Raw genomic sequence first — 25,803 nt, forward strand, 5'->3', positions numbered from 1 at the left:
TTTAACAAAACAAGAATTATGTTATTGCTTTTCATTGCGTAATCTAATTCTTTCTTAAACTCGATTTGATCTTAACTTTAAGATCTCTTGTTTTTCTTTTTTACTTACATTATATGTATAATTTTTGATATTCATTACTTAAATTTTAATGAACAAAATTAAATAATAATTTACCTGATACTATTTTCATAACATGAGAAGATAAATAACTATGTCTTTGATCATTTTTGATTTGATAAGAAGAAAGTATAAATTTTTGTTACTAAAAAAAAGGGAGGAGCGCCTAAATCAAAACTCAGATAAAAGCTTTTTAAGAACGCAAACATCTTCTAACAACCAAAAAACATTCATTCAATCAGAGCTGGATCCAAGACCAAACACTCCATTGAAAAATCCTAGGTTCTCTAATAAGTTACCTGACTCACTCCTCTTAAAAAGCGCTATCTTATTGTTATCTATCATTTTTACTCCACTTAGTTTAGCATTTGCTTTAGCGTTAACTGTTATTATCTTTACTTTATTTCTTACTACACTGATTGTATTGACAGCTATTGCGATTATTTCAGCTCCGGTTGAACTTATAATCCGCTGTATTCACCCGAAAGAAACTATCTCTTTAGATTGTTTAGATCTAAAAAATTCTATAAGAGAAATAAAATGAACCGAATGAAATAATACCTTTTGTCATTTAAAAATAAAACATAGCTAAAAACTCTTTTTTTACTCAGCAACAAGAAGCAAATTTTTTTGTAGAAACATTTACCGAGAAGAAACATTATTCTATGGCCTTTGATTATCGAAAAAAAATAATTATAAATTGATGATTAATAGATAGATAAATTATTTTATTTATTTTATATTTACAGACAAAAGGACAATTAATGTGAATGTCGAGTAAGTATCACTTATATAGTTTGTATTCACTCATCACTCAAATTAACCGATTGCGATAATAAGGAATAGGTTTAATGCCAGACGCTTCGCTTACTTATAATACAAGCCTATTAAGAAGAATTTATGCTCTATGTAAATGGCCTTATTGGTTTGTACCAGTAATACTAGTGCTTGGTTTAACTTCTTTGATCGTCTTCTTGGCTTGCCCTAATCCTATTGGCACCGCAATTGCTGCATCATTATTCCTATCAATCATAGTGACTCTTCTCTTTAGCTTGTGTACTTTATGTAGCGTCTTGTGTATTTTAACAATAAGTGAAGTCATCGACGCATTCAATACACCGGATCAGAATCAATACAGTGATCAATTACCCACCTACGAAGAAATCAGACAAGAGGATGAAAAGCAATTACTCTCTTATGAAGAAGCGTGTCGTATCGAAAGAAAACAACTTGAAAATTTAAGAATGAGCACCGCCACAATCGCTTACCACTGAGCATACTTGCTTTATATCAACTACCCCACCGCCGCCCCCTTATGGGACTTTTTTTGAAGAAGCTAAGTCTTGTAAACAAATGCTATCTCATATCGAAGCAACGATTGATTTGCCTCAACCGAATCAGAAGATTCAACTCAATACCAATCTAGTCGTAAAAACCCCCAAATAGATTAACGAAGACGACATTTAACCTGAATACTTCTGCTGCTCGGCTACAAACACCTGGCTGGCCGAGGAAGTCCGGCTAACTTACTCGCCTGCTTGAGCACACCTTTAGGAAAGAGGTCGTTCAGATAAATACTTGTCGCTTTTTCTGATCCAATTTGCGCAGCAAGATGATTCATCAAGATTCGAATCGGTGGAGTTTTATGGTACTGCTGGTAAAAATTACGCAGGAAATAAATAACGTACCAATGATCTTTAATGAGTGTCAACCGTTCTTTTTCCGCAATAGCCGACGCAATACTTTCATGCCAGTCTGCAGAATGAATTAAATAGCCATACTTATCAGTAAGAATTTCTTCGCCATTAATTAATAAGCCCATTCTGTTATCCTTAAAACGAGAAAATACTGCCGATTTCTTTTAACGGTTAGTTACTGCAGCACTCAGTGCCACATGATGGAAATACCAGAAACTGATTATAGAAAATTTTATAAAAAAGTGTATTTTTTTTAAAATCAATTCACTATCTTTTTTTAATAAAAAACTAATTAAAGTGACGCCACTTTTATTTTTAAAAAATTTGATTAATATCTCTTTGATACTTTTCACTTCACTGTGATAAAGCCCTATACAGTTTTTTGGCCTATGTAAATCGATTGACTGCTTGACCCATTATTATCACGAATTATTTGACTCTACACCAGCGTACAAGGCTTGCTCTAGTTTATCAAAACGCAATTTTCGCCAAGCGGATATAACAAAGCACGAATATTAAAGATCGTGCTTTGGTTACCTTATCGAAAAGAAAAATGTTCTTTTTTAATCTCGGTTACCCGAAAAAGCGCCCAATAAGCTGAGCAAATTAACAAAAATGTTATATAAAGAAACGTACAGAGAGACCGTTGCCATAATATAGTTTGTTTCACCGCCATGGATAATTTGGCTAGTTTGTAGCAAAATGACGCCCGAAGATAAAAAGACAAACATCGCCGAAGTCGCTAATGCCAAGGCAGGAACATGAAAGAATAAATTTGCAATGCCCATCACGAACGCCACAATCATTCCAATCATAATAAAGCTGGACATAAAGCTAAAATCTTTACGGGTTGTCAACGCGTAAGCAGATAAAGCAAAAAAAACAAGACCGGTCGTTCCCAGCGACATCATCACCAGCTGGCTACCATTTGTAAACGTATCCAGATAATGGCCAAGCAAAGGACCTAAGGTGTAACCTAAAAAGCCGGTCAAAGCAAAGACCGAGACGATACCCCAAGGACTATTACGTAATCCACTTGTCAAAAAAAGTAAGCCAAAATAGCCAATTAAAGTCACCCAAACGTTTAAAGGGGGCGCATGGGTGATCAAGGCCATCCCCGCCGTGAGGGCACTAAACAGTAAGGTGGAGCCTAATAAAATATAGGTATTTCGTAAAACATCATTGGTTGATACCACCGATTCGTGTTGTTTCCGAGATGTTGTTTCAATAAAAGCCATATTCCCCTCTCTTCGTAATGATAATGGCCGATTTTAACATAAGGTCATTCAGTCCCATAGGGCGTATCGTTCTAAGCGGACGGGCTCATCAAAAAACCGCCGTGCCAAGGCTGAAAAGGCTTGAGTATAATCTGAACTGTAAAAGGTTCTTTGGGGTAATTGCCCTGCCGAGGCCAATAAATCTTGCGCTTGTAACTGGTTCTTTACTGCCTTGGCCACCATTTCGGTTGCGTCTATCACCGCGGTTTGCCCAGAGTAAAATGCATTAATTTGGTCTTTAATCAATGGATAATGAGTACAACCCAAAACCAACGCATCAATATTTTGTAATTGAGGGCTTAAAAGATACGATTTAATGACTTCCTCTATGACCTTCGGATTACGCTCACCCGACTCAATCAACGGCACAAGCAAAGGCGTCGCTAACGCATTGAACCGGATCGCTATTCCACGCTGCTGAATCTTTTTTCCATAAATATCCGAGCCGACGGTCTGCTGGGTACCAATCAACCCAACCCTTTTTTTACTATAATGTGTGGCAAGATAGTCTACCATCGGATTAACGACATCAATCACAGTTACTCGATGTCCCACGTATTCTTTTACTAAATCATAAGCCACTGCCGAGGCTGAATTACACGCAATCAAAATAAGCTTACAGTGCTGATGCAATAGGATGTCACAAATTTTGACGGCGTAAGCCTGTATGGCCGCAACCGATTTATCACCCCAAGGGGCATGTGCTGTATCGCCAAAATACACAATCGATTCACTAGGAAGCTGTTGAGTCACCGCTTTGGCAACGGTCAACCCACCCATTCCGCTATCGAAAATTCCAATCGGTGAAGACGCTTCAAACATAAGCTTTCTCTTTAAAATAAAAACAAGGTGAAAGAGACGACTAAAAGAAAAAAAGCGAACATTTTCTAAGTTTAGAACCAGATAAGCGTTGTCCCAAACGCACACCCAGGGGTACACAAAGCAGACTACCCAAAACTAAACCGAATACGGCAGGCCAATAAACAAAACTATGGATTCCTTCCGGTAAGCCCGATAAATGCAGGCTCGTCAACGTAAACAAAAACGTGAACCCAAGTCGTAATAAAATAGGCACCGCAACCGCGCCCCCACCGATGCCAAGTAAACCCGAAATCAGCCCAATAAACGCGCCCATCACCCATTGCACGATCAAAAGCGGATGTTCATTTTTATGAAGCTTTTCGTCTTTTTTGTACATGAATAATTTTAAGGCCATCGCCCATAAGAATAAACTAAATAAAATTTTAAGTGTTTCGGTTGATAACCGCAGAGAAAGAAACGCCCCACCTAATAAACCTAACAACATACCCGGCATTAATTGCCCAAAAATAGGCCAGTGAATAGCACCGCGACGCTGTTGATAAAACACCGCAATCAGCGCACTAAAAATAATCGAGGCCAACGCCGTGCTTGTGGCTAAATGCATCACATAATATTGACTAAAACTATTATATGAAAAAATAGAATCCTGGAACTAATAAAACACCGCCACCAATACCTAGTAAACCGGATAAAAAGCCCGCCATGGCACCTAAAGCAAAATAGAGAGGGTAAGCAGTCATTCTTTATGAATCTAAATTAAAGTCACAGGTCCTGTTTTCAGGGTTGGCAAAGTGTCGCTTGTGGGCAAGGATATTTCTCTTCTCCTCGTTCAATCTGCAACGTCACATGTTGAATATGAAATTTTTCGCGCATCACATGACGAATCATTTGGTAGCTCGCATCACTCAGATGCTGCTTAGGCATAATTAGATGGGCGGTCAATGCATTTTCCTGGGTACTCATTCCCCAAATATGTAAATCGTGTATAGCTTCAACACCCGGTAGTTGGCTTAAATAGTTGGCCACCGCTTGCGCATCGACTTCGTAGGGAACTGCGCCCAAAATTAACTCGACCGAGCGACGTAGCAAATTCCAACTGCCCCAAGCAATAATCAACACAATGATCAACGCTACCAATGGATCGAGCCATTGCCAACCCGTAAAATAAATGATTGCCGCAGCAACGAGGACACCCAAAGCGATCAGTGCATCATAAGCGAGATGTAAAAAGGCACTTTTAATGTTTAAATCGGACATTCTCTGATTGATAAACAGCAACGCCGTGCCACCATTGATTAAAATACCGATCCCAGCGACCACAATAACGATCAGTTCATTGATAGGAATAGGATATCGTAACTTAACTATCGCTTCGTAAACGATCAATCCTGAAGTAAACACCAATAATAAGGCATTCGTTAAGGCTGCAAGAATCGTTAGTTTTTTATACCCATAGCTATAACGAGCCGTACCACGTTTTTTGGCTAAGAAGGCTGCCCCCCAAGACATCAATAAACCGAGTACATCCGCAAAATTATGAGCAGCATCCGAAAGCAGACTGACTGAATTGGCCGTGAACGCATAAAGAACCTCGGCAAACACAAAAGCTAAATTAAGCGATACCGCCAAAGTAAAAATGATGTTTAACTTAACCGTGAGATAGTTAGGCGCAACCTGGGCAGAATGGTGATGGTGGTGAGCTGACATCTATTTTAACCTTGTATTACTTCAATATTCTGATTTTTAGGCACCACAAAATGAAACAATTGTGGCGTCAGATTAGGATTAACGACTACGTGATCAAAATCAATCACCGTTTCCTGATCTAACTTGTCCAATAAGCGCATTTCTTGAAGTTTATCTTTTTTAAAAATCAAACTAATCGATCGAAAAAGTGCATTTTTATCGCGTGGGATCAAATAAAAGCCTTGAACATCCATCAAAAAAGTAATGACATAATTTTGAGTTAAGTTCTTAGGTGCTTCACTTAACAGCGCAATCGGTGAATTTTCAGATTTAGGTTGTTTTTTTCTCGTCACTTGTTGTAACGCAATATCATAAAACCAAATTTGTTGACCGTCAGCCACTAAAAGTTGTTTTGTCGGCTGCGTTCACCTCCCAACGAAAACGTCCTGGGCGTTGTAAAAATAGGTGGCCACTTGTTTGCTGTAATACGTTTCCTTTCACATCGGTTACCTTCTGCTGAAAGTTAGCCTGCACGCTCTTGAGCTGATGCAGTAAATTCGATAGTGATTCCGATGCAGACATCGCCCAACACATTGGCGCCCCCGCCCCTCACGTGAATCACTCCAAAATAGGGCTCAGCCACTTGACTAACAGACTGTCATTTTAAACACTATAGCTTATTCACGTCGTTGAAAGAAAGGATAAGACGCTCAACCGTTTTGGCTATCTAGCTAAGTAGCCATTACTTATCGCAGCGGTTCGCTGCATAATTGTTTGCACATCCCGCCAGAACCCAAAGGGTTACTTAGATTATACGCATACGGGAGGCACTAGATAAATTGAAAATACCCCCCCTTTCAAACAAACATCCTTTTTAGTCACACCACCCGTTATGCGTCTAAATAGTAAGGTTTATTTTTTGAGAAATGAACGTTCAAAAATAGAAAACTGTACCTCTAATTTCCATTGTAAATTGGCTTTTTCATTTGTATTCAAAAACTGTTGACAAGGCACAGGAATCACTCCAGATTGCAGACTACTCTGACAAACCGGTACAACTTTTTGGTAGTGATCATCTTGCCACAAGGCTTTTCCTGGTAAAAAACTATAATGCAAACTATTTCGAATCAAGGTTTTTAAGGATTTATAGGAAAAATGATAAGTTAAAACCGCTTTTTTATATTGTTCACTTAGATTCGTCCTTAACACACCTTCATCATCGGTGGATAGGGTGACGGGCACGCCATAACGCCTATACAGTACAATAGGATGTGCTGCACCTTTTACACCAAGGATGGCTTCATTACTGCTTAAATTAAAGTAATTGTTCAGCATGATTTTCATAGCGAAATGCGCAATCTCGACCGCCTGGCGAATATGAAAACGTAAACCGCTTTTCGGAACCAAACTCGGAACTAATTCACCGGCATGTAAACTCACTCGTACGTTTGGATAGCATTTTTTCAAAAAGGCGATCATTTTCATCTGCTGTGTATAATCACGCATTGCTATTTTTCCATCTTCCGCTTGCACGATATTAATGCCAACAACGCGCGGATCGTGATTCGCGAGCTCAAACCCGGTTAGTAATTGAGCAAACACTTTTTCCGGTGGCTGTTCACGAAGCACTTGATAAAGATAGCGTAGCGTAAAATCGCTACAATATCTTTTGTTCTTTGTCTGCTGCTGTAAGGAAGCACGCAGTATTTTTTCATCTTGATTCAAGCGGGTAATGTTAGTATGTACGATGTCTTTTACACCATTGCGCATCACGTAATTGAGGTAAGTTTGCATGCCAACCTATTTTTGCTCCTAACTGGCCAGACGCATTATCATCTGGCGTAACCATCAGTTCTAAATAAAGTAAATTTTGTTGACAAGCATGTTCAACGACTTCACTGATCATTTCTCCAGGATGACGCGTTAAAATAGCATGATACTTACCAAACACTGCAAAAAAATGATCATGTCCAGATTCTTTTCCAGCTTGAAAAACGCATTGACCACGCATCAATCGTCGCATTGTATAAAACAGGATAACCCGGCAGATATTTTACAGAAGCGTCTGTAGAGCAATTCGGATAAAACCAAGCGACATGTGTTTTTTTATTAATACACAACGAATCGTTTTTTGCGTAAGCTAGCATATTTTCCGCTAAGCTCGCCCCACCAAGATGATTATGTAAATCACCCCCTTTTGGCATCGCTCGCAAAAACGCGCGAGGCGTGTCGGGTCTTCTTGAATCGTTACGAAATAATTTGCAGTGGCTTGCTCCGCTGTCTGTGCATAGACAACTGGACTCAGCAAAATGAATAAAAAAGTAAAAATGTGTTTTTTCATCAGAAATCTAAAAAAACGATAGGTAGGTTAAAATAAGAAAATAATTTACGTTGAAGATTGGGATGCTGTTTTTCGCCCACCAATTTGGTGAACCGCAATCTTAGCTTCATGAGGGGAGCCTGAGTCGCGCGTTTGCAGCGGTTTCCATGCTTGGCCATAGATAATCTCCCAAGTCACAGGTAGTTTCCCAGTACCCACCCGTAACTGCTCATAGTGATGCTCAAGTAGTTGAAATGTTTTTCGTGGGGTGAGTCCACAACGACGATCGGTCGCAAGATTCTGCACACCAAGGTCTTTTAAATCACGTAATAATGACTGAAAATACTGATAATTTACGGTCAAGGGAAAAAGATGAACATGACATTTATCATCCACTTTTCAGTTAACGTATCCACTCCAACGGTTGAAAATAAGAATAAACCGCCAGGACGTAAGCGTAATCTGCACTCCAATGTAACGTTAAGTTGGAATAGACGAGATCAAAGCAGTTTGACTTGAAGGGTAAAGGGGATGTCCCACTACAAACACAACCTGTCTTTTTACCGAGCGTATGTTCTTTTTTTCGTAATTGCGCTAAAAAACATTCTCCTTGTTCAACCGCAATTTGTTTTGCCGCTGGATAACGCTGGTGTAAGCCTTGTGTCGAATATCCAGTACGGCAACCTAAATCAAGGATCGATTCCGGTTGCATACGAATAATCGCTAATCGTTGTAATAGGGTTTCTGTCACGGTGCATGGTAAAAGCGCGGCACGATCGTACGTTGTAGCCGCCCGATTAAATTGGGGTCGAACTTGATTCGCATCAATGGGATTAATCATTTTTGAACTTATTTGGCTTTAATACAACCGACACTGCCAATTTAATGTGATCTTAGGGAAGAATGCAAGCAGGGATTCTACCTGTTAAGCGTGTCGTGCTAGCGCAGCAATGGAAGCAATAATCAACACGATTAACCAACTAAAACGATCTTTTATCGTAAAAGAGACCGGATCATCCTGAATTTTTCCTTGCGCGGCCAGGTACCATAATCGACTTATCCAAACAAGCAACAAAGGGTTAATGGGTATTAAGATGAAGGGGTGAGGATAAAATAAAGCTACTTTTTGTGAAAAAATATAGAAAACGAAAACAAGTGTCGCAGCATAAGCACTGAGATGACCTAGAACAAATACCGTATTACTATCTTGCCAGCCATAGGCGCGCCCCAACAAGGTCGATTGCCCCGTAGCGTGCACGCGACAAAGTTCAGCATATCGCTTCACGAGCGCTAGACTCATAAATAGAAAAAACCCGAGAAACAATAACCAAGGTGAATACCCATTTTCAACCAGTGTCATCCCGGCTAAAATTCGTAGCAAATAAAGCCACACCAAGGTAATAATATCCAACCATTTTCTCTTTTTTAAGAAGAACGAATAGAAAAAAGTCGTTAGATAATAGCTCACCGCCACTATAAAAAAAGTGATGGGTAAATAATACATGAGTGACAGCGCACTAAAAAATAAAGTGGGTATCAACCAATACACTGTTTGTGGAGATAATTGTCCTGAAGCGAAAGGACGATTTTTTTTATAAGGGTGCTGTGCATCGTGTTCCCTATCTACCCAATCATTGATAACGTAAACACTGGCAGCTAACAGACAAAACACCGTAAAACCAATAATATTTTTGCGTAATGCTTCAAGAGAATGATAATGATAACCGACCACCAAGGGCATCACGACTAACCCATTTTTGATCCAGTGTTGTGGACGCATAATCTGCAGTATCGTGAGGAAATAGTGGGTTTCCATTGCATTTTATAAGACCCTTTTTTCTAAAAAGCGTACTGAGCGATGGCTTATTTATCCATTTTTTAAAAGCTAATGCTTTTCTTAGACGTAAAAAGGTCATATCGCTCCAGTATTGCTTTCGTTCAGGATCAGCATGCCATCATTTTTTATTTTTCAAGATAATAAATTCAGCTTTTCCTAAATGTGTTCCAGTGAAAATTAGGTTATCTTTAATCTTAAAAAAATACTTATACAAATATTTATGGGGGGGCTTAGCGCAATGTTTATCTCTGAACAAGCAAGAGAGTCTCTTCGTATCCTAACAAGAAGGTGCTGGCTTTAAACGCTGCTCGTGTAATTTCCATCCATACCAAACAGCCAACACCCCGATCAGCTTACTTAAAGAAAGAATTACGACACCCAAACCATTGAATTGATTAATCATCCATAGAAAAACAATACTATCAATCGGTACACTTAAACTTGCCGACCATAAAATTCGCTTAGAAAGGGGGCGACGCGTAAAGCGTATATACGGCCCAATCAATAAATTCAGCGATTAAAAAAGAACTGACGCTCGCCAGAGCAATTGCTTTCTCCGAAAAAAAGTAGCTTAAAATACTACCAATTATCATTGCCACAATGACCTTATGCTGTAATTCTTGCTGTGCAAAATCACGTAATACATAGACAATCCCAACCATCCATGCGATGGGTGAAACTTCAGAGCCTACAATTTGCATCAAGGGAATGCGGACAAATAAGACGTTTAACAATACAATCAGTGCGATATAAACCAAGCTGTATTTATAACGATAAACTAAGCCGCCACTCTTTTTAACCAGGGCGTTGGCACGATCGAACATAAATATACGTTGGCTATTTTTTCTTATTTTCACTACCATAGCAAATAAACCATTTAGATTTGGTATTTTTGTAAGTGATATCCTTTAAAAACACAGAAATTTAGCTATTACCCCACTAGCAGAAAAACAAATTGCTCTTTTTCATGAAAGATTTCGGCCGCTTACCCTGAAAATGAGTCCTATCACGTAACTAAAAAATAGGCTTATCCATTGAACCTGATCTTGATTTTTTCAAAGTGTCTCTAACACTGACCGCTTTGTCTCAGGGAATGTTAAGGGCCGTCGTTTTCACAAAAATTGCAATCCTTCCAACTTGGAAAAGAATTATGCCACGCTTATTAAATAAATGATAATTTATCAATATTTTTGCAATAAAACGTGTTTTTTGTAAGTAATTTTATGACAATTTTCAGTTATTTTGTCGCCACAATCGCTATTTCAAGCGTGCTTCCCTTCTCCTAAGTAGGCTACGTTTCCTCCATAAACCTCATACTACAAGCTCTAAACAATAAAGATAATTGGATAAAATAACAATCTTTTTTATTAATTAGTTACATACCTTTAACCAAACCCACAGTTTGACCGACAAAGTTTTATAAAAATTTTCATTTAAGAGACGTAATAACCTATTTTATAGATAATTTTACAATTAAAATTTAAAACTAACTTATAAAACTCTGTTTGGTCGTTATAGCTTATATTTTGCCTTAATCTATCGTTAATATTTGTTTAGCTTTCCAGTCGTATTTTTTACTACCAAAATATAAGATAAATAGGTAGAAAATCAAAAATTTAATTATAAAGTTATTTAGTAATAAACCAAAAGGTGAAAGTAAATCTCATTTGATAATGCCATCTTTTTCTCTTCTGCGATAACTTAATAAGTTATCGCCTTAATTTACATCTATACTTTCTGAAAATGCAATAATGGTTATTCATTTCGTTTTGATAAAACACATTGGCCGAAACTCGAAAATACGCCCTGGCAAATTATTCCTATTTAGTGCGAAGATGACCAACTGCCCTTACAAGAAAGTTATTTATACCCGCATAAATACGTTAATTTCATTCTAAGGCTAACAGAAACTGAGTCTGTAAAAGAACAACTTAAAGTAATGCCTCAACAACCGGACACCTTGCTTTTTTTACATCAAATTAATAAATTGATCGTTAATATAGTAAGGGGAAGAAATTAACCTAGAAAGGAAAATATCGCAACAAGGGATATTCCAACGTGTCGATTTTTATAAAAATAAAAAAATAGCAAGTAGCTGGCTGTTAAAGAAATATGTTCAAGCGGTACCAAAAAAACATCAAAGAATTAACACAAGAGGCTAGTCATTTTATCTAGAGTCTGCAATAAATTTTTTGTAAATTAGTTGTAATGCCATATTAAATTCTGCCATCAAACTTGATAGTAAATCGAGCTAAGGCAGGTTTCCAGTCGCGAATAGGCATGGTCCATTTTTTGGCGATAATTTGCATAGCCAAATAAATTTGCTTAAACAGCAGAATTTTAGATTGGTTTTGTCCATCTTGTCGTAATTGGAGTACGATTAAACCCGATAGACTGTAATATGAAGAGAATAACCTAGTAACTAGAGAAGCTAGTTACTAGGTTATTAATTAACAAGATGTCGTCGTGATGATGAGGTAGTTGTTTGTGATTCGGTATCACTATACAGAGGCGTCCGAGCGTGGTTTGCTTGTGACTGTGCACTTTTCCTGCCTCCTATGAATGCATGTCCTGAATTCGCAAAGGAGGCGGGTGGCTGAAACTCTGCTCTCGCGGCCGGTGTACCGTTCTGATATACAGCTGGAGTATTTTCAGGAATCGTTTCGTAGATGTGCTCACTATGAGTAGAAGCGGCATAACTAAGGTTTGTTCTCGGAGCAGCGAGTGCAGATTTAAGTGCGGAAAGGAAAGATTGTTGTATATCGGATGTTTGTTCTTTTTGAATTAACGTTCCAATAACAGTGAGGCAAAAGCGCATTTGCTTACTAATCTCTCTATTTTTATCAAAATCGCTTGGAAGATGCGTCTCGACGATTTTTATAAGGCTTCGAGTCGTTGAGTAATTTTGATATTTTCTTAATTTTTCAGGGTCATTAGTTGCTTTTTTACTAATCTCTATCATTTTTTTGGCATTTCTTTGGGCCAATTGATAAAGCGCTTCTTCTTCTTGACTCAAGGTAGGGCTGCTACCGGGATGCATTATTTTTTGAAATAGATTAGAAATATTAAACTTAATATTAGCAATACCTTTTAATTTTAGTTTGGTATCGAGTTCTTCTATCATGGATAAGGTGGAAAGATGACCAATAAGATCCAACAGAGGTCCTTCTTCCGGTAATATACTGAGATCTACCGCGCTATGACGATTATCCCAGGCATTAATTCCGAGTTTAAAGCCATAAAAAAATAAATTATAAAGTCGCGGTACAGCAAGATAAAGCAGTGCAATTGGTAGAACAACGCCGATAACGGCTCCTGCAACACCACCTAATCCATTACCGATTGCCTCTGTAACCGGACGGGTAGCGAATCCTAGAAAGCCATCATTGACATCTTTGAAAGCATTGCTAATAGCACCGCGTACGAATGCTCTACCGCCGTTAGCCATTCCGGTGGTGACTGCTCCCGCAGCAAGTCCTCCCACAGCAACCGCTGCGGCAGCAGATACGACTCTTGCCCCTGTTTTTCTTAAATCGGTTTCCGTAGCCAGATGTACAGCGGTGTTACCGATGGCTTTAGCGCCTTTGACTATACCCCCTCCAACGGTATGTGCGGCTTGTATTCCTACAGCCAGTGCAGGATTGCCACTGGCTGCTGCTGCCGCAACAGCTTGGTTTTTTTTCGCTGTTATTGAGTTTTCTATTGCGCCTGGCCCAGCGGGTTTTTGCCGAGATGCAGGCTTGCTTACAGCAACGAGAGCCGATTTATTTTTTTCAGCTTTTGCTTTTTGTCTTAAAAACTCTTGTTCAAGTTTAGCTTTATAGTGCTCTGCTTTTTCAGGCGTATATTCTTCACCATCATGCTGTGAGATATAGGAAGCAATTAGTTCGTTAATTTCAATGATATTGAACTCTGGATTTAGTGCTTCTAATCTAGCTAATCTTTCTTTTATTTCTTGGCTTTGATAACGTGGCATTTTTTTAATCTCATTTATAAAAAGAATTAATGTGCTTAATGAAGCAATAAGGCTGGCTAGCCTTGTTGCTTACAAAAAACGTACTGCAGGTCTTACGGTCTAGAAGGACGTACTGCACTGTGATGAGTAGTTTCACTATGCTGAGAGCGTTTACTGCAATGAGAGTGCTCAGAGTCTGCCGTCGTGCTTCTATTGCTATGAAAAGCGGCGTGAGCAGCTGTCGAAGTAGGTGCAGCAGGCTTGTTGCTCTTCGTGGAAGAGCGATGACTTACCAGGCTGGCAACATCATAGCCGTTGTCGTTTTCCTCAACAGGTTCTTTTTGCAGCCAGCTTGCTGTTCGATCTTGATCACCTAAATCTTGTTCTTGCGCCATGGCAGTTTGTTCTATGCTTAAGTCTACTTGATCACGAAGTTTCTCTACTTCTGAATAAAAAAACTCCCCATGATGTTGGTATTCTTTGCTGACGACCATACTGAGAGCACCTAACCAAGCCGTTAAAACTACTCTATCTTGTGTTGTTTTTACGGATTTATTATTTTGTATGAATTCAGGTATCAGAGCGTCAAAGATTCGATTATTGATTCTATCCTTTTTCGTTTTATTGGCATAATGTACTAAGTTTTTAAATACTTCATTGGCATAGTTTTTTGCTAACTTTGCAATAGCTTGTTCCTGATCACTCCAGCTTTTTGTAATATCATCACTACAAGCGCTGGCAAAAGGATGCAGAAGACTGTTCATTAACGTCAGCAGTTTACTTGTATCAAATGAGTATTTTATGCCATGGTTTGTTTGTAACAGCGTATCTAATTTATCTTTAACGAGTAAAACAGTTAGTAAACTGATGACTTTTAGTATTTGGCTGTCTTCTCGAGGTAAATAACCTTCCACTTTTTTAGCAATCTCTTGGTCTTTTTTTAGCCATATAAAATTCGCGTACCAGGTAACCCACAAAAAAAGCAGTCAATGCGGCACCAGTCACGGCGCTTGCAGCAGGATTGAAACCCGCAAGAATGGTGAGTCCAATGCCAGCTAAACTACTGGTAGCAGTTACCGTACTTTCATTTTTATCAAAAACTTGTTTGGATAGTCGTGTGTTAGCGCGCATAGTGGTTTGAAGCACTTTTTTTCGCAGTTGATCATGTGTAGCTTGATGAAGGGTATGTCTATTTTTCTGTTGTTTCGTTAACTGTTCTGGACGTTCACTGGCATTAACGGGAATATCAAGCATAACCATGGCTTTTTGAACCAGCGTGTTTGAATAATCAGAAAATAATCGTTCTATTCCTTCGGCATTTAATTCCGCACTCATGGGAGGAAGCTCTTTCGTTCCACGAGCGGTATAACCCGAACGTGTTGATGCAGCGGAACCTACGGCAGAACCGGCACGTGATCTTGAGGAGTTACGCGGTGTATAACCTGAGGTGCTTGATACAACGGAACCGGTGCGTGGTGCGGAGTTACGCGGTGTATAACCTGAAGCGCTTGATACAACGGAACCGGGTGGTGCGGAGTTACGCGGTGTATAACCTGAAGTGGTGGAATGTTGGCTACTTGGCATAGGATTTCCTCTTATTATTTTTATAGTTAAATTAAAGTTAAGTATTGTTATTCGTTTTAAACATCAGAACTCATTAAGCCCATTCTTGGAGTTCTAGTTGGGGTTTTTCGTCACTTCTAAAAAAAGCTGCGCGAGACGATGATCTTGAAGCTGAAGAACGATGACTAGTAGTACTTCTAGTACTTTCATAAGTACTGTCGTTGTCACTGTTCTCGGAGCGCTGGTCAGTGGCGTTTTCAATGTCAACTAACCATCTTGATACTTTTGTATGAAGCGGCGAGGTTTGTGACAATGAGTCAGATGCATCAGATTAAGTTTTGTTCTGCTTGATCGTTTTTTTCAATTTGTACGATTTCACAATCTGTTCGATCACGTACCTTTTCCATATCTGCATAAGCCAGTAAAGCATCATGCGCGTATGTCTGATTGTTGCTTAATTTCATACTCAATGCGGCTAACCAACCAGTTAACGCCACTCTATTTTGGGTGACTCGAACCGAAACATTGGTTTGCATAAACGATGGAACAAGAATTTCAAAAATTTTATTATTTATTTGATCAGTTCTTTTCTGATAGGCATAATCTATAAGATTATTAAAGATTTCTGTTGCATAGCATTGCGCTAATTGAGCAATTTCTCTTTCTTGCTCAGTCCACGCCGATGTAATAAGGTCTACGTCTGAACCCGTATTAAGGCTATTAACTACATCTGATAGTCTACGAAAATCAAATTTCAGTTTTTTTGCTGTTCTATTTGCAGCTCGGTATCTATCCTATCTTTAACTACTAAAACAGTAAGCAAGCTGATTATTTCTAGTATTTCACTGTGTATGTGATTATTTTCGCCGGGTAAGTAGCTTTTCAGTTTGTCCGCATGCGCTTTGTTTTCTTTAGCCTTATGAAATTCGCCTGTCAGATAAGCCATAGCAAGAATAGCAATGGCTGCCCCAACGCCTGCGCCTAGAACAGGATTTATAGCCGTAGCAACGGTCATTACAGCTACACTCAGACCGCTAGAGACAGGCATCACATTTCCATTTTTCTTAAAAACTTGATTAGCTACGGACGAATTAAGCTGTGTCTGTGTTTTAAGGATTTTTTTAAGCAATTGATTATGTACACCGCTCTTGAGGTCGTGTCTTTTTTTCTGTTCAGGCAATAATCTTTCTGGACGTTGGCTGGCATAGACAGGAATGCCGAGTGCAACCATAGCTTCACGAATAAACGTATCGAAATAAAGCTTCATGGTGCTTTCTAATTTTTCTGTGTGTGCATCCTCATCTAAGCCCAGTAGACTAAGATGGTAACTAGATAAGGTCTCAGCACTCATATCATGCGCGTTAGGAGCTTGCTTACGTACGCTATAAACTGATCCGGTATTACGTGACGAGGCGACAGAGGCCATATCATTGAATGGCGCATTAAGCGGGGTGTAAATGGAATGATGTGATCGAGCAACCGAGGCAGCAGTCCTTGGATCCTTTCTAAGAGAGCCAGTTCTAGATGGCGAAGCAACAGAGAATGCATCACTTGCCTGGCTATTTCTTCGTGGATCTCTAGCAATCCTTGGATCCCTTCTAAGAGAGCCAGTAAGAGAGCCAGTTCTAGATGACGGAGCAACAGAGTATGCATCACTTGCTTGGCTATTTCTTCGTGGATCTCTAAGAGAACTACTTCTAGTTAAAGAACTATAGCCGGATGAACTATTGTGACGTGATGGTGACGCAATAGAGCCTGTGTCTCTACTACCATCTCTACCACTATTCCAAAGTTCTGCCCAGCTCCTTAAATTAAATATGGATGATTTTTTTAGCATGAAGTTTGGACCTTTATTTTCTTAGATATATTGGCCATGCATCTTATAATTAAATAATTAAACTAAAATGAGCACAAAATTAACGATAAATTAAGGACAAATAAATATTATCCAGCTTAGATATTATTTTGAGCTAGTAAATATAAGCATTTCCGCCATGCAATATTCGTTTTGACCTGAAAAAACAGCCTAAAACTGATTTTTCAGTAGTGAGATATTGCAATATAGTGAGATATTGCAAGATTTTGAGAGTATTGTTAAAAAAATCTTTCAATATCACTTTCGATAAGACAAGGAGAGCATTGCGAAAGCAATGCGCAGTCGAAGAGCCCGCGAAAGGCGCACGTTGACGGCAAAGCAGGAAGCACGCCGCGCCGTAGAGTCGATTTGTGGGAGCGAGGTGCGCACGCAGCTTAGAATGGGACTGACGTTATATTATTCAATCCATTATTCCTATCGTTATTCAATTAAAGCGCAGCGCCAATAAAACGCGATTCGTGGAGATAGCCGAGGTCTATTTCAATAACATTCTAACAAGGAATTTATGTTATTACATTTTCAAAAAGTATTGATGTTATAGCCGCAATGTTTTAACCAAGCGAAAGAATCATTTTTTGTCACGGAACGAAAACCCTTACAGATGGAGTGATATAATTTCTTGTTAGTCATAGCAGAGCTTTTTCTTAATATATTTTTTATCTTAGGCCAAGCTAGCTCAATAGGAGATAAATCCCATACGGCGGAAGATAAAGCAAACGAGCACCTACTTTTTCAATAGTTTCCTTCACACCGTCTACTTTATGCGCCGAAAGATTATCCATGACTACAACATCCCCTGGGTTTAAACTAGGCGCTAAGTTTTTTCGATGAATGTTAAAAAGATAGAACCATTGGTATAACCATGAGCCAAACAGACCAGCCTTAAATCCTTGACAACCTAAAGCGCCTATGAGCGTTGTTCGTTGGCCGGGATGAAAACGAGAAGATCCTTTGACACGCTTTTTTCCTTCGCTATTGCAACAGCAGTTATTTGTGGAGTAACGGCTTGTTTTAATCCTCTCGCCGCAGCCAAGTTAGCAATCAAATATGGTGATAAAGAAGAGATATTCAAAATCCAATAACGAGCTTTTATTTTCTCATCAATCGGTCGAGCTATATGTTAATCAACTCTCAGAAAAAATTAAAATCACGTGGGACACTTCGCACAATTCTCAGAGAAACTTAGGTGTTGGTTTGGTTCCTAAAAATAGTGCGAAACATCTCTCCGATCTTATCAATCACCTGGCCATGTTAGCGGCGATCACAAAGTTAAACGATCAACGTCAGCTAGCACATAGTGCTAGACCGAAGGGCAAATTTATTGATTATTTTCCTTCAATTAACTTCTTAAGTAGTAAGGCTGAATTACCCCCCCAAGAAAAACAATGGTTAGATTTAGCTCAATCAGACGCTAAAAAATTGAACGATATCATTGAAAAAATGAGTAATAAAACAGAAACTAATCAAGATAAAAAATTAAAGATCCATGAATCTATTGAAAAAATACTTAAAAATAAGCTGAAAGAGATTATGAAGAAGTATCCGCCGCTAAATGACAAAATAAAATTTTGTTGCGTCATCATTGGAAAATTACTCATAGATAAATACACTCACACTCAACGTGAGCGTTTTTTAGAATCGCTTGCAGCGGCAATTGATGAAGAACATATCTATGAGGAAATTAACTATGAGGAAATTAACGATGTAAAAAAAACCGAGGATTCATTACAGACAGAGTTTTAAAGATCATTGAGACGATCATCAAATACGGGGAAAACTATAAAAAAAATGAAAATTTATAAAACACTCAAATTAGAAGAAAAAATTGTTATCAACTTAGCAATCAAATATGGCGATAAAGTATTTGATACTTTTAAAGCAATTGTATTAAAAAAGAGCAGAAAGCGAGCTTGGTAGCGAAATTAGCCGCGCCTGTAAGCCAGAATTTATGTCTAAAGACCCGTCCGTTACTAATCAAACCTATCAAACGCGAGACACCTTAACTAACTTTCTATACAGCATTGGAATGGTTGTTTCTAATGATAAAAAACTCAAGCCATTCGCCACTGAATCTTTCATCGAAACATTAACTACTCTAAAAGAGAAAGCCGCCGAGAATACAGAAGATGAATTTCAACCTAATCCGCGTTTAATGCCACCAAATCATCTCGACACGCATTCACAACCATACCATTCTGTACTTTTACAGAATCCCATGATGTCACAAGGATTTTCACCCCAGCCACAATACGCCAATACCAATCCCTTCGCACAGACGCGTACCGAATCTAGCGCACACACTCAAACAAATCCATTTCTCGCTGGTTATGAGGATTCTTCGAGTAGATTTTTCCGACACACACACACTAACCATGACGGCGGGGAGGTGCTCCCAAACCAGCCCCATTCTTCACAGATCTGTAGGCATATAAGTAAATAAAATGAGTTTAGTCATAGACCTTCTGCTTTTTTGTAGAAGGTCTATTTTAAAAAAATGCATTAGATAAAATCAGGAAAATAAAAAGAAAGAATCACAAAACACAAACAAATCCCAAACTTAGAAATGGATGAAGAAGATCTTTGGGATCTTATTGGTCACCTAGCTACGTTAGCGGCAATCACAAAATTAAATGATCAACTCCAACTAAGCCCTGGTGTTAAAACTAAGCTTAAACTTAACATCACTAATATATTTAGAAAACTCATGGGGCATGAGGCAAAATTGACGCCCCAAGAAACACTATTGGTAGACTTAGCGAAAGCGGACGCTGAGCACTTGATAACAATCAGTAAAAAAGCGTGCAATCCAGAAAAAATTTGTAAATATGAAGATTTCGCGATCACCCGCTCTATTCAAAAAATAATCGAAACTAAGCTGAAAGAGAATGGGAATAAACATCCGTTAAGCAATAAAATGAAATTCTGTCTCGCCATTGTTGGAAAACTACTCATGGATAAATACTCGCTCACTCAACGTGAGCGTTTTTTAGAATCGCTTGCAGCGGCAATTCATGAAGAACATATCTATGAGGAAATTAACGATGAGAACCAAGAGCGTGATGATACCCATTCGAATATTGCTCAAACTGAACACCACACCAATAACCCACACCCTCAAACTCAATCCCCTTTTCAAACACAGCCTATGGGCGCACACGACGGTATATATCCACATCAAAAGAGTCCATGTGTGCCCATGATAGAAGGCCTTTTTGATACTCCTGGATACTATGCCGCTACAAATCCATTTGTTTCTCCAAGTAATACATTTACATTCTTCTCACAACCCCAGACTTCGAGCCATAACCCAACTCCCGAAGCAGGTCGTTCTTTTTTATATTGACACCGGTAGTATATAAGTAAATAAAACGAGGCTGGTTTTGGAGAGCCTCCTCGTCGTCATGGTTAGGGTGTGTGTCTGAAAAAACTACTCGAAAAATCCTCATAACCAGGAAGAAATGGATTTGTTCGAGTGCGTGCAGTAGATTCGGTGTTCATTATGTCATGTTCAGTATTTGGGGGATACCCTCCCCGAGTTATCTTTCTCATTAGAATGGTTAGAAGCACTATCAAACGTACTGCTATCGATATTTGAGAGGATATCATCCAAGTTATATTTCACATTTTTACTGATTTTTATCAAGTGCTCAACGTCCGCTTTCGCTAAGTCTACTAATAGTGTTTTTTGGGGTCTGATTGTTCTTTTTTTCTTTTCATCAGCTGATTTAAAATATCTCTTCATTAAAAAATCAGTTATGTTTTGATTAATTTCTTGAATTCTAGAAGAAGGGTTATTTCTTCTTGGTGGCTTATTTGGCTCTTGTGTCCTCGTCTTCGGTTGCATCATTTTTAAGTTTGAGGTTTGTGTCAAATGCGGCATTATTTTTATTCTCCTGATTTTATCTAATGAATTATTTTTAAAAATAGACCTTCTACAAAAAAGCAGAAGATTTATGAATAGAATCGCTTTATTGGCTCATACATCGCTACAGATTAGTGAAGAAGGGAGCTGGTTTTGGAGTGCCTCTCCGTTGTCATGGTTTGGGGAAGTGTGTCTGAAAAATCTACTCGAAGAATCCTCATAACTAGGGAGAAATGGATTTGTTCGAGTGTGTGCGCTAGATTCGGTACTCATCTGTGCGAAGGGATGGGTATCGGCGTATTGTCTAGTTTGGGCAGAATCTGAATCCGAAAAAATCAAATATTGATTAGGTTCAGGTTGCTGTACTGGAGGTTCATCGGGCGTTGTTGATGGTAGTCGATTAGCATATTGTGCTTGATATTGTGCTTGACTGCCATGGGGGTATTGTGGCTGGGGTGAAAACCCTTGTGACATCATGGGATTCTGTGAAGGTACAGAATGGTATGGTTGTGGATACGTGTCGAAATGATTTAGTGGCATTAAACGCGGATTAGGTTGAAATTCATCTTCTGTATTCTCGGCGGCTTTCTCTTTTAGAGTAGTTAATGTTTCGATGAAAGATTCAGTGGCGAATGGCTTGAGTTTTTTATCATTAGAAGCAACCATTCCAATGCTGTATAGAAAGTTAGTTAAGGTGTTTCGCGTTTGATAGGTTTGATTAGTAACGCGCGGGTCTTTAGACATAAATTCTGGCTTACAGGCGGTGCTAATTTTGCTACCAAGCTCGCTTTCTCCTCTTTGTTTATTCAATACAATTGCTTCAAAATTCTCAAATACTTTATTGCTATATTTGGCTGCTAACTTGAAATAAGTTTTTCTTCGTCTCTAAGCTGTTCATAACCCGCATATTTTCTGTAGTTTTTAAAGTTTAATCCGTGTTCGAGGATATTATCAATGATCCGTAAAATTTTATCTGGATTGAATATAAAACTATTTTCATTCTTAAATTGTGTTCTGATTATATTTTCGAGCTCTTTCTCAATCAAAGTAGTTACTATTAAACTGGTGATTTCAAATATTTCATCAAGATTTTCTACATCCAATGTAAAAATTAACTAATATTTCTGTAATTCGCCTTTGATCGCTGTCTACGACTGAAAAGCAGGTTCTGATTTTGAGCGCTGCTCGCGTAACCGCCACCAATACCAAACCGCTAGCACACCGACTATTTTTGCTAAAGAAAGAATCACGACTCCAAGACCATTCAATTGATCCACTATCCACAGAAAAACACTACTATCGACTGGCGCACTTAAACTTGCCGACCAGAGGATACGTTGCGAAAGCGGTCGGCGCGTGAAGGTGTACACGGCCCAATCAATAAATTCAGCCACTAAAAAAGCACTCACACTCGCTAAAGCGATGGTCTTATCGGCCAAAAAATAGCTCAACACGCTGCCGACTAACATCGCAAGAATTACCTTATGATGGAGTTCACGTTGTGAAAAATCACGTAGTACGTATACAACGCCAACCGTCCAGTCCATTGGAGACACCTCCGAACCCGCTATTTGCATCAAGGGGATCCGCGCAAACAAGGTGTTCAACAACACGATCAATGCGACATAGACAAAACTATATTTATAGTGATAAACAAAGCGTACTCCTTCTTTTGCCAAGCGTTTAGCGCGATCTAAAACCAGCTCCCCGGCTTCTTGACGCTTTTTTATTGTTTTCGTGGTACGTATCATTTTCGTGGTTATCCGTGGCTAAATTAGGAGTCTTATTAAAAGCAATTCATTCTAAAAGAGATAAAAACTTAGTTATCATACAATAAACTGGCAGAAAAACCTTGATCCTCCATAATCTTGCGCAAAGCCTTTAGTCCTTCTACCTGAATTTGCCGAACACGCTCGCGAGTCAAACCAATCACTTCGCCCACTTCTTCGAGTGTCATCCGATCACAACCCAGTAAACCATAACGCCGAGCGATCACTTCTCGTTGATTGGTGGTAAGCTCTTTCAGCCAACCTTCCAGCCGTTTGCGAAGGTTCTCATCTTCGAGAATATGCTCTGGATCATTCTCACGATTATCAGAAAGGGTTTCTAATAAGGGTTTATCGGCCTCACTGCTGGCGGGAGCATCTACTGAAGTAATATGTTCGTTTAAACCCAGCATTCTTTCAACTTCTTCAAAAGGCCGATCCAACCACTTCGCAATTTCATCCGCCGTCGGTTTGTGATCGAGCTTTTGTGACAATTCTCGTGCGGCCTGTAAATACACATTTAACTCTTTAACAACATGGATCGGCAAGCGAACCGTTCGAGCTTGATTCATGATCGCACGTTCTATCGCTTGCCGAACCCACCACACGGCATAAGTCGAAAAACGAAATCCTCGCTCTGGATCAAATTTCTCAACGGCATGCATTAAGCCGAGATTGCCTTCTTCAATTAAATCTAAAAACTGCAAACCACGATTGTTATAATGCCGCGCTACTTTTACAACAAGACGTAAATTACTTTCAATCATTCGTTTACGTGCATCTTGATCCCCTTTTGCAATTAAGCGGGCGTAATAAACTTCTTCTTCCGCAGTTAACAATGGTGAAAATCCAATTTCATTTAGATAAAGCTGCGTAACACCAAATGTTTCATCGCGTCGTGTCGAACGCGGCGTCGGCGGCGGCACCTCGAGTTCGGTATCACCTATTAATTCTTTTGTAACAAACGATTCTTCTTCTGCAACCGGTTTTTTTTCAAATGCACCAGTTATCGCACTGTTTTTTTTTCGAATAGGCCGTTTCAGCACGTTCTTTTTTCCAAACTCCTTTTGCATAACCCTCTCCTTTTGATTTAGGTATAACGTATGCCGATCGCTATAAAATATAAATCAGAAAATACTTCATTATTTTTATTCAAAAAAAACAGACTAGATGAAATTATGATTTTTATGATAGATTGTCGTCCACTCTGTAGTAGAAACGATTCTCTAATTAAATGAATTGTTATTCGCGTTGCCTCAGTGTGCAAGCCACTTGAGATAGATAATTATCAACAAAAGGGCTCCTAGAATAAACCAGGAAAACCGATCGATGTAAAGACGAAGTAATTTATCGACCCGTGCTCCACCCCAATGCAGCAAACAAGCCAGTAAAAAAATCGACCGCCTCGTCCAATTAAAGAACCTAAGATAAAGGGTAATAAAGAAACATGCAAGGTGCCCGCCGCAATCGTAAACAATTTATAGGGTAGTGGCGTAAAGCCCGCTAAAAATAAGATCCAAAAATTCCAGGCTTTAAAACCTTGCTCGATTTGTAAAAAAGCGCTTTCATATCCAAACTGGATGATATAAGGGTGAATCCAATCGAAAGCAATCCAGCCAATCCAATAGCCAAACAGTCCTCCTAACACAGATGCCGCCGTGGTTAACGTTGCATAACGCCAGGCCAAGCGTGGTTGCGCTAACATCATCGGGATAAGCATAATATCCGGAGGCAACGGGAAAAAAGAGGATTCAGCAAAACTGAGCGCAAACAAATAGTACGGTGCATGCCGATGCGCCGCCCATCGCAGCATTTTATCGTACAATTTAGCAAATAAACTCATTTTATCGTTAACAACCCACCCCTTTTCGCCGGGAAAAACCTTTAAACTTCACCATCCACAACCCACTCACGAACCTGCTCCCGTAGAGTGTGATGAGTTAAATCAAGTTGCAAAGGCGTAATACTGACTTGTTGGTGGTTTAACGCATAAAAATCCGTACCAGGGCCTGCATCATCTTCCTTACCCGATGTACCAATCCAGTAAATAGTATGGCCACGTGGATCAAGACTGGGTTGCATCCGATCGGCAGTATGACGTGTGCCCAAACGGGTATCGGTAAATCCTTTAATCGCATCAAAAGGGATATCCGGCACATTGACATTCAGAATTGTTTTGGCCGGTAATGGTTTTTCGTAAAGACGAACCACCAAACGTTTCGCGACTTCGGCAGCGGTGGAATAATAATTTGGGTCAGAGCCTGCTAACGAAAAGGCAATCGCCGGTATGCCTAAAAAGCGTCCTTCCATCGCTGCTGCAACTGTACCGGAATAAAAAACATCTTCGCCAGTATTCGAGCCGGCATTAATTCCAGAAACCACTAAATCGGGCATTTGGTCCGCTTTGAGTAAGCCCGTTAACGCAAGATGAACACAATCGGTAGGTGTACCTTGCACACTAATTACATTTTCTTCTAAATAACGTAATCGTAAAGGCTGTTGTAAGGTTAAGGAATTACTGGCCCCGCTGCGATCCCGATCGGGGGCGACCACGGTCACTTCAGCAATTTGGGCTAATGCATTTTTTAAAAAAGCGATCCCCGTTGCGTGCACACCGTCATCATTACTAATTAGAATTTTCATTAATTCACCCGAGAGACTAACTGTGAGCTTTCCGAAATTTTTACTACGATCGGTAAAGCCAATAAAATTAAACCAAACACCAACAACGTGACCGGTCGACTTAACAAGACTTGCCCTGGATTTTTTCGATGGTTACGGTATTGAATAAAGGCACCAAATAATAAAGCAACGCCTATGGCTAAACTAATGTTATACAGCGCAGCGGTTAACACCGACATCGGAAACAGAAGTTTATCTGATAAATCACCTAATGAATTAGGTGGTAATGCGTTTACTTGTTGAGCAAACCATCCCCCTAACCATACAAACCATTTTTTCATAAAATCACTCTCTATTTTCAATAACCCACCAGCAGAAAAGATACGCAAAGCACATAGGTTTC

General features: G+C 39.2%; 36 protein-coding genes. 7 read left to right on the forward strand and 29 right to left on the reverse strand.

Going from position 1 to position 25,803, the window contains the following annotated elements; translation table 11 throughout:
- The first annotated feature begins 211 nt into the window (after window positions 1-211).
- Together S3O_RS0109265 and S3O_RS0109270 are read left to right on the forward strand one after the other, a co-directional pair.
- Window positions 212-661: a hypothetical protein gene (locus S3O_RS0109265; protein ID WP_010598840.1), complete on the forward strand. Its 450-nt coding sequence runs from the start codon at window positions 212-214 to the stop codon at window positions 659-661.
- 307 nt (window positions 662-968) lie between these two features.
- A complete protein-coding gene (locus S3O_RS0109270) occupies window positions 969-1,391 on the forward strand; it encodes a hypothetical protein (protein WP_029463766.1) in 423 nt (140 codons plus the stop codon).
- Window positions 1,392-1,606: 215 nt separating this feature from the next.
- Here S3O_RS0109270 and S3O_RS0109275 read toward each other — a convergent pair whose 3' ends face one another.
- The 20 genes from S3O_RS0109275 to S3O_RS17555 form a co-directional block, all read right to left on the reverse strand.
- Window positions 1,607-1,939 (reverse strand): TusE/DsrC/DsvC family sulfur relay protein, encoded by a 333-nt coding sequence (locus S3O_RS0109275; RefSeq protein WP_010598842.1) that lies wholly within the window; start codon window positions 1,937-1,939, stop codon window positions 1,607-1,609.
- Window positions 1,940-2,377: 438 nt separating this feature from the next.
- A complete protein-coding gene (locus tag S3O_RS0109285; RefSeq protein WP_010598844.1) occupies window positions 2,378-3,052 on the reverse strand; it encodes a Bax inhibitor-1/YccA family protein in 675 nt (224 codons plus the stop codon).
- Window positions 3,053-3,100: 48 nt separating this feature from the next.
- Window positions 3,101-3,913, reverse strand: coding sequence for a glutamate racemase (gene murI / locus S3O_RS0109290; RefSeq protein WP_010598845.1), 813 nt, complete (start codon window positions 3,911-3,913; stop codon window positions 3,101-3,103).
- A gap of 40 nt (window positions 3,914-3,953) precedes the next feature.
- Complete coding sequence (locus tag S3O_RS0109295; RefSeq protein WP_010598846.1) at window positions 3,954-4,517, reverse strand: sulfite exporter TauE/SafE family protein; 564 nt, start codon at window positions 4,515-4,517, stop codon at window positions 3,954-3,956.
- Window positions 4,518-4,690: 173 nt separating this feature from the next.
- Window positions 4,691-5,620 carry a cation diffusion facilitator family transporter gene (locus S3O_RS0109305; protein WP_010598847.1) on the reverse strand — a complete coding sequence of 310 codons (930 nt, stop codon included), beginning with the start codon at window positions 5,618-5,620 and terminating at the stop codon, window positions 4,691-4,693.
- Window positions 5,621-5,625: 5 nt separating this feature from the next.
- On the reverse strand, window positions 5,626-6,000 hold the full coding sequence (locus S3O_RS0109310; RefSeq protein ID WP_010598848.1) for a LolA family protein: 375 nt from the start codon (window positions 5,998-6,000) through the stop codon (window positions 5,626-5,628).
- A complete protein-coding gene (locus S3O_RS0109315; RefSeq protein WP_010598849.1) occupies window positions 5,993-6,193 on the reverse strand; it encodes a LolA family protein in 201 nt (66 codons plus the stop codon). Before S3O_RS0109315 ends, S3O_RS0109310 begins: the two co-directional genes overlap by 8 nt.
- 318 nt (window positions 6,194-6,511) lie before the next feature.
- Window positions 6,512-7,393, reverse strand: coding sequence for an amidohydrolase family protein (locus S3O_RS19175; protein ID WP_235776250.1), 882 nt, complete (start codon window positions 7,391-7,393; stop codon window positions 6,512-6,514).
- Window positions 7,335-7,610: a hypothetical protein gene (locus tag S3O_RS19180; RefSeq protein ID WP_010598851.1), complete on the reverse strand. Its 276-nt coding sequence runs from the start codon at window positions 7,608-7,610 to the stop codon at window positions 7,335-7,337. The genes S3O_RS19175 and S3O_RS19180 overlap by 59 nt, the downstream gene beginning before the upstream one ends.
- Window positions 7,564-7,803, reverse strand: a complete 240-nt coding sequence (locus S3O_RS19185) for a hypothetical protein (RefSeq protein WP_010598852.1) — start codon at window positions 7,801-7,803, stop codon at window positions 7,564-7,566. The genes S3O_RS19180 and S3O_RS19185 overlap by 47 nt, the downstream gene beginning before the upstream one ends.
- 182 nt (window positions 7,804-7,985) lie before the next feature.
- Window positions 7,986-8,315: a biotin biosynthesis protein BioC gene (locus S3O_RS0109325; RefSeq protein WP_010598854.1), complete on the reverse strand. Its 330-nt coding sequence runs from the start codon at window positions 8,313-8,315 to the stop codon at window positions 7,986-7,988.
- 7 nt (window positions 8,316-8,322) lie between these two features.
- Window positions 8,323-8,760: a methyltransferase domain-containing protein gene (locus tag S3O_RS0109330; protein ID WP_010598855.1), complete on the reverse strand. Its 438-nt coding sequence runs from the start codon at window positions 8,758-8,760 to the stop codon at window positions 8,323-8,325.
- An 84-nt stretch (window positions 8,761-8,844) separates the two neighbouring features.
- A complete protein-coding gene (locus tag S3O_RS12655; protein WP_010598856.1) occupies window positions 8,845-9,735 on the reverse strand; it encodes a UbiA family prenyltransferase in 891 nt (296 codons plus the stop codon).
- A 298-nt stretch (window positions 9,736-10,033) separates the two neighbouring features.
- Complete coding sequence (locus S3O_RS19190) at window positions 10,034-10,261, reverse strand: hypothetical protein (protein WP_235776251.1); 228 nt, start codon at window positions 10,259-10,261, stop codon at window positions 10,034-10,036.
- Complete coding sequence (locus S3O_RS14760) at window positions 10,218-10,580, reverse strand: hypothetical protein (RefSeq protein ID WP_010598857.1); 363 nt, start codon at window positions 10,578-10,580, stop codon at window positions 10,218-10,220. Before S3O_RS14760 ends, S3O_RS19190 begins: the two co-directional genes overlap by 44 nt.
- Before the next feature lie 1,622 nt (window positions 10,581-12,202).
- Window positions 12,203-13,732, reverse strand: coding sequence for a hypothetical protein (locus S3O_RS0109345; protein WP_010598858.1), 1,530 nt, complete (start codon window positions 13,730-13,732; stop codon window positions 12,203-12,205).
- Window positions 13,733-13,824: 92 nt separating this feature from the next.
- The gene (locus S3O_RS0109350; protein WP_192805936.1) at window positions 13,825-14,688 is read right to left on the reverse strand and encodes a hypothetical protein; all 864 of its coding nucleotides are present in this window, start codon (window positions 14,686-14,688) and stop codon (window positions 13,825-13,827) included.
- Window positions 14,630-15,295 (reverse strand): hypothetical protein, encoded by a 666-nt coding sequence (locus S3O_RS0109355; RefSeq protein WP_010598860.1) that lies wholly within the window; start codon window positions 15,293-15,295, stop codon window positions 14,630-14,632. The genes S3O_RS0109350 and S3O_RS0109355 overlap by 59 nt, the downstream gene beginning before the upstream one ends.
- Before the next feature lie 305 nt (window positions 15,296-15,600).
- Window positions 15,601-15,810, reverse strand: coding sequence for a hypothetical protein (locus tag S3O_RS0109360; RefSeq protein WP_010598861.1), 210 nt, complete (start codon window positions 15,808-15,810; stop codon window positions 15,601-15,603).
- 218 nt (window positions 15,811-16,028) lie between these two features.
- Window positions 16,029-16,700, reverse strand: a complete 672-nt coding sequence (locus S3O_RS17555) for a hypothetical protein (RefSeq protein WP_192805937.1) — start codon at window positions 16,698-16,700, stop codon at window positions 16,029-16,031.
- Window positions 16,701-17,424: 724 nt separating this feature from the next.
- Here S3O_RS17555 and S3O_RS17560 point away from each other — a divergent pair.
- The gene (locus S3O_RS17560; RefSeq protein ID WP_192805938.1) at window positions 17,425-17,598 is read left to right on the forward strand and encodes a hypothetical protein; all 174 of its coding nucleotides are present in this window, start codon (window positions 17,425-17,427) and stop codon (window positions 17,596-17,598) included.
- A 223-nt stretch (window positions 17,599-17,821) separates the two neighbouring features.
- Here S3O_RS17560 and S3O_RS20570 read toward each other — a convergent pair whose 3' ends face one another.
- Window positions 17,822-18,061: a transposase gene (locus S3O_RS20570; RefSeq protein WP_408005683.1), complete on the reverse strand. Its 240-nt coding sequence runs from the start codon at window positions 18,059-18,061 to the stop codon at window positions 17,822-17,824.
- 12 nt (window positions 18,062-18,073) lie between these two features.
- Here S3O_RS20570 and S3O_RS17570 point away from each other — a divergent pair, with 12 nt between their 5' ends.
- The 4 genes from S3O_RS17570 (at window position 18,074) to S3O_RS0109395 (ending at window position 20,493) form a co-directional block, all read left to right on the forward strand.
- Entirely contained in the window at window positions 18,074-18,232 is a 159-nt protein-coding gene (locus S3O_RS17570; protein ID WP_156792872.1) for a hypothetical protein, read from the forward strand.
- A gap of 112 nt (window positions 18,233-18,344) precedes the next feature.
- Window positions 18,345-18,893 (forward strand): hypothetical protein, encoded by a 549-nt coding sequence (locus S3O_RS0109380; protein WP_156792873.1) that lies wholly within the window; start codon window positions 18,345-18,347, stop codon window positions 18,891-18,893.
- A gap of 205 nt (window positions 18,894-19,098) precedes the next feature.
- On the forward strand, window positions 19,099-19,590 hold the full coding sequence (locus S3O_RS0109390) for a hypothetical protein (RefSeq protein ID WP_010598866.1): 492 nt from the start codon (window positions 19,099-19,101) through the stop codon (window positions 19,588-19,590).
- Window positions 19,591-19,713: 123 nt separating this feature from the next.
- Window positions 19,714-20,493, forward strand: coding sequence for a hypothetical protein (locus S3O_RS0109395; RefSeq protein WP_010598867.1), 780 nt, complete (start codon window positions 19,714-19,716; stop codon window positions 20,491-20,493).
- Window positions 20,494-20,658: 165 nt separating this feature from the next.
- On the opposite strand, the gene S3O_RS0109400 is transcribed toward S3O_RS0109395, so the two are convergent.
- From S3O_RS0109400 to S3O_RS0109435, 8 genes are all read right to left on the reverse strand, one after another.
- Window positions 20,659-21,030, reverse strand: coding sequence for a hypothetical protein (locus S3O_RS0109400; RefSeq protein ID WP_010598868.1), 372 nt, complete (start codon window positions 21,028-21,030; stop codon window positions 20,659-20,661).
- 96 nt (window positions 21,031-21,126) lie between these two features.
- Complete coding sequence (locus S3O_RS0109405) at window positions 21,127-21,756, reverse strand: hypothetical protein (RefSeq protein WP_156792874.1); 630 nt, start codon at window positions 21,754-21,756, stop codon at window positions 21,127-21,129.
- A 113-nt stretch (window positions 21,757-21,869) separates the two neighbouring features.
- A complete protein-coding gene (locus S3O_RS0109410) occupies window positions 21,870-22,115 on the reverse strand; it encodes a hypothetical protein (protein ID WP_010598870.1) in 246 nt (81 codons plus the stop codon).
- A 45-nt stretch (window positions 22,116-22,160) separates the two neighbouring features.
- Window positions 22,161-22,763 (reverse strand): hypothetical protein, encoded by a 603-nt coding sequence (locus S3O_RS0109415; protein ID WP_010598871.1) that lies wholly within the window; start codon window positions 22,761-22,763, stop codon window positions 22,161-22,163.
- 68 nt (window positions 22,764-22,831) lie between these two features.
- Entirely contained in the window at window positions 22,832-23,851 is a 1,020-nt protein-coding gene (rpoS, locus tag S3O_RS0109420; RefSeq protein ID WP_010598872.1) for an RNA polymerase sigma factor RpoS, read from the reverse strand.
- A gap of 230 nt (window positions 23,852-24,081) precedes the next feature.
- Window positions 24,082-24,591 carry a YqaA family protein gene (locus S3O_RS14765; protein WP_202798041.1) on the reverse strand — a complete coding sequence of 170 codons (510 nt, stop codon included), beginning with the start codon at window positions 24,589-24,591 and terminating at the stop codon, window positions 24,082-24,084.
- 71 nt (window positions 24,592-24,662) lie between these two features.
- Window positions 24,663-25,421 carry a 5'/3'-nucleotidase SurE gene (gene surE, locus S3O_RS0109430; protein WP_010598874.1) on the reverse strand — a complete coding sequence of 253 codons (759 nt, stop codon included), beginning with the start codon at window positions 25,419-25,421 and terminating at the stop codon, window positions 24,663-24,665.
- Window positions 25,421-25,789, reverse strand: a complete 369-nt coding sequence (locus S3O_RS0109435; RefSeq protein ID WP_235776252.1) for a hypothetical protein — start codon at window positions 25,787-25,789, stop codon at window positions 25,421-25,423. Before S3O_RS0109435 ends, surE begins: the two co-directional genes overlap by 1 nt.
- Window positions 25,790-25,803: the final 14 nt, after the last annotated feature.

Source organism: Rickettsiella massiliensis 20B (assembly GCF_000257395.1).
GTDB lineage: Bacteria > Pseudomonadota > Gammaproteobacteria > Diplorickettsiales > Diplorickettsiaceae > Diplorickettsia > Diplorickettsia massiliensis.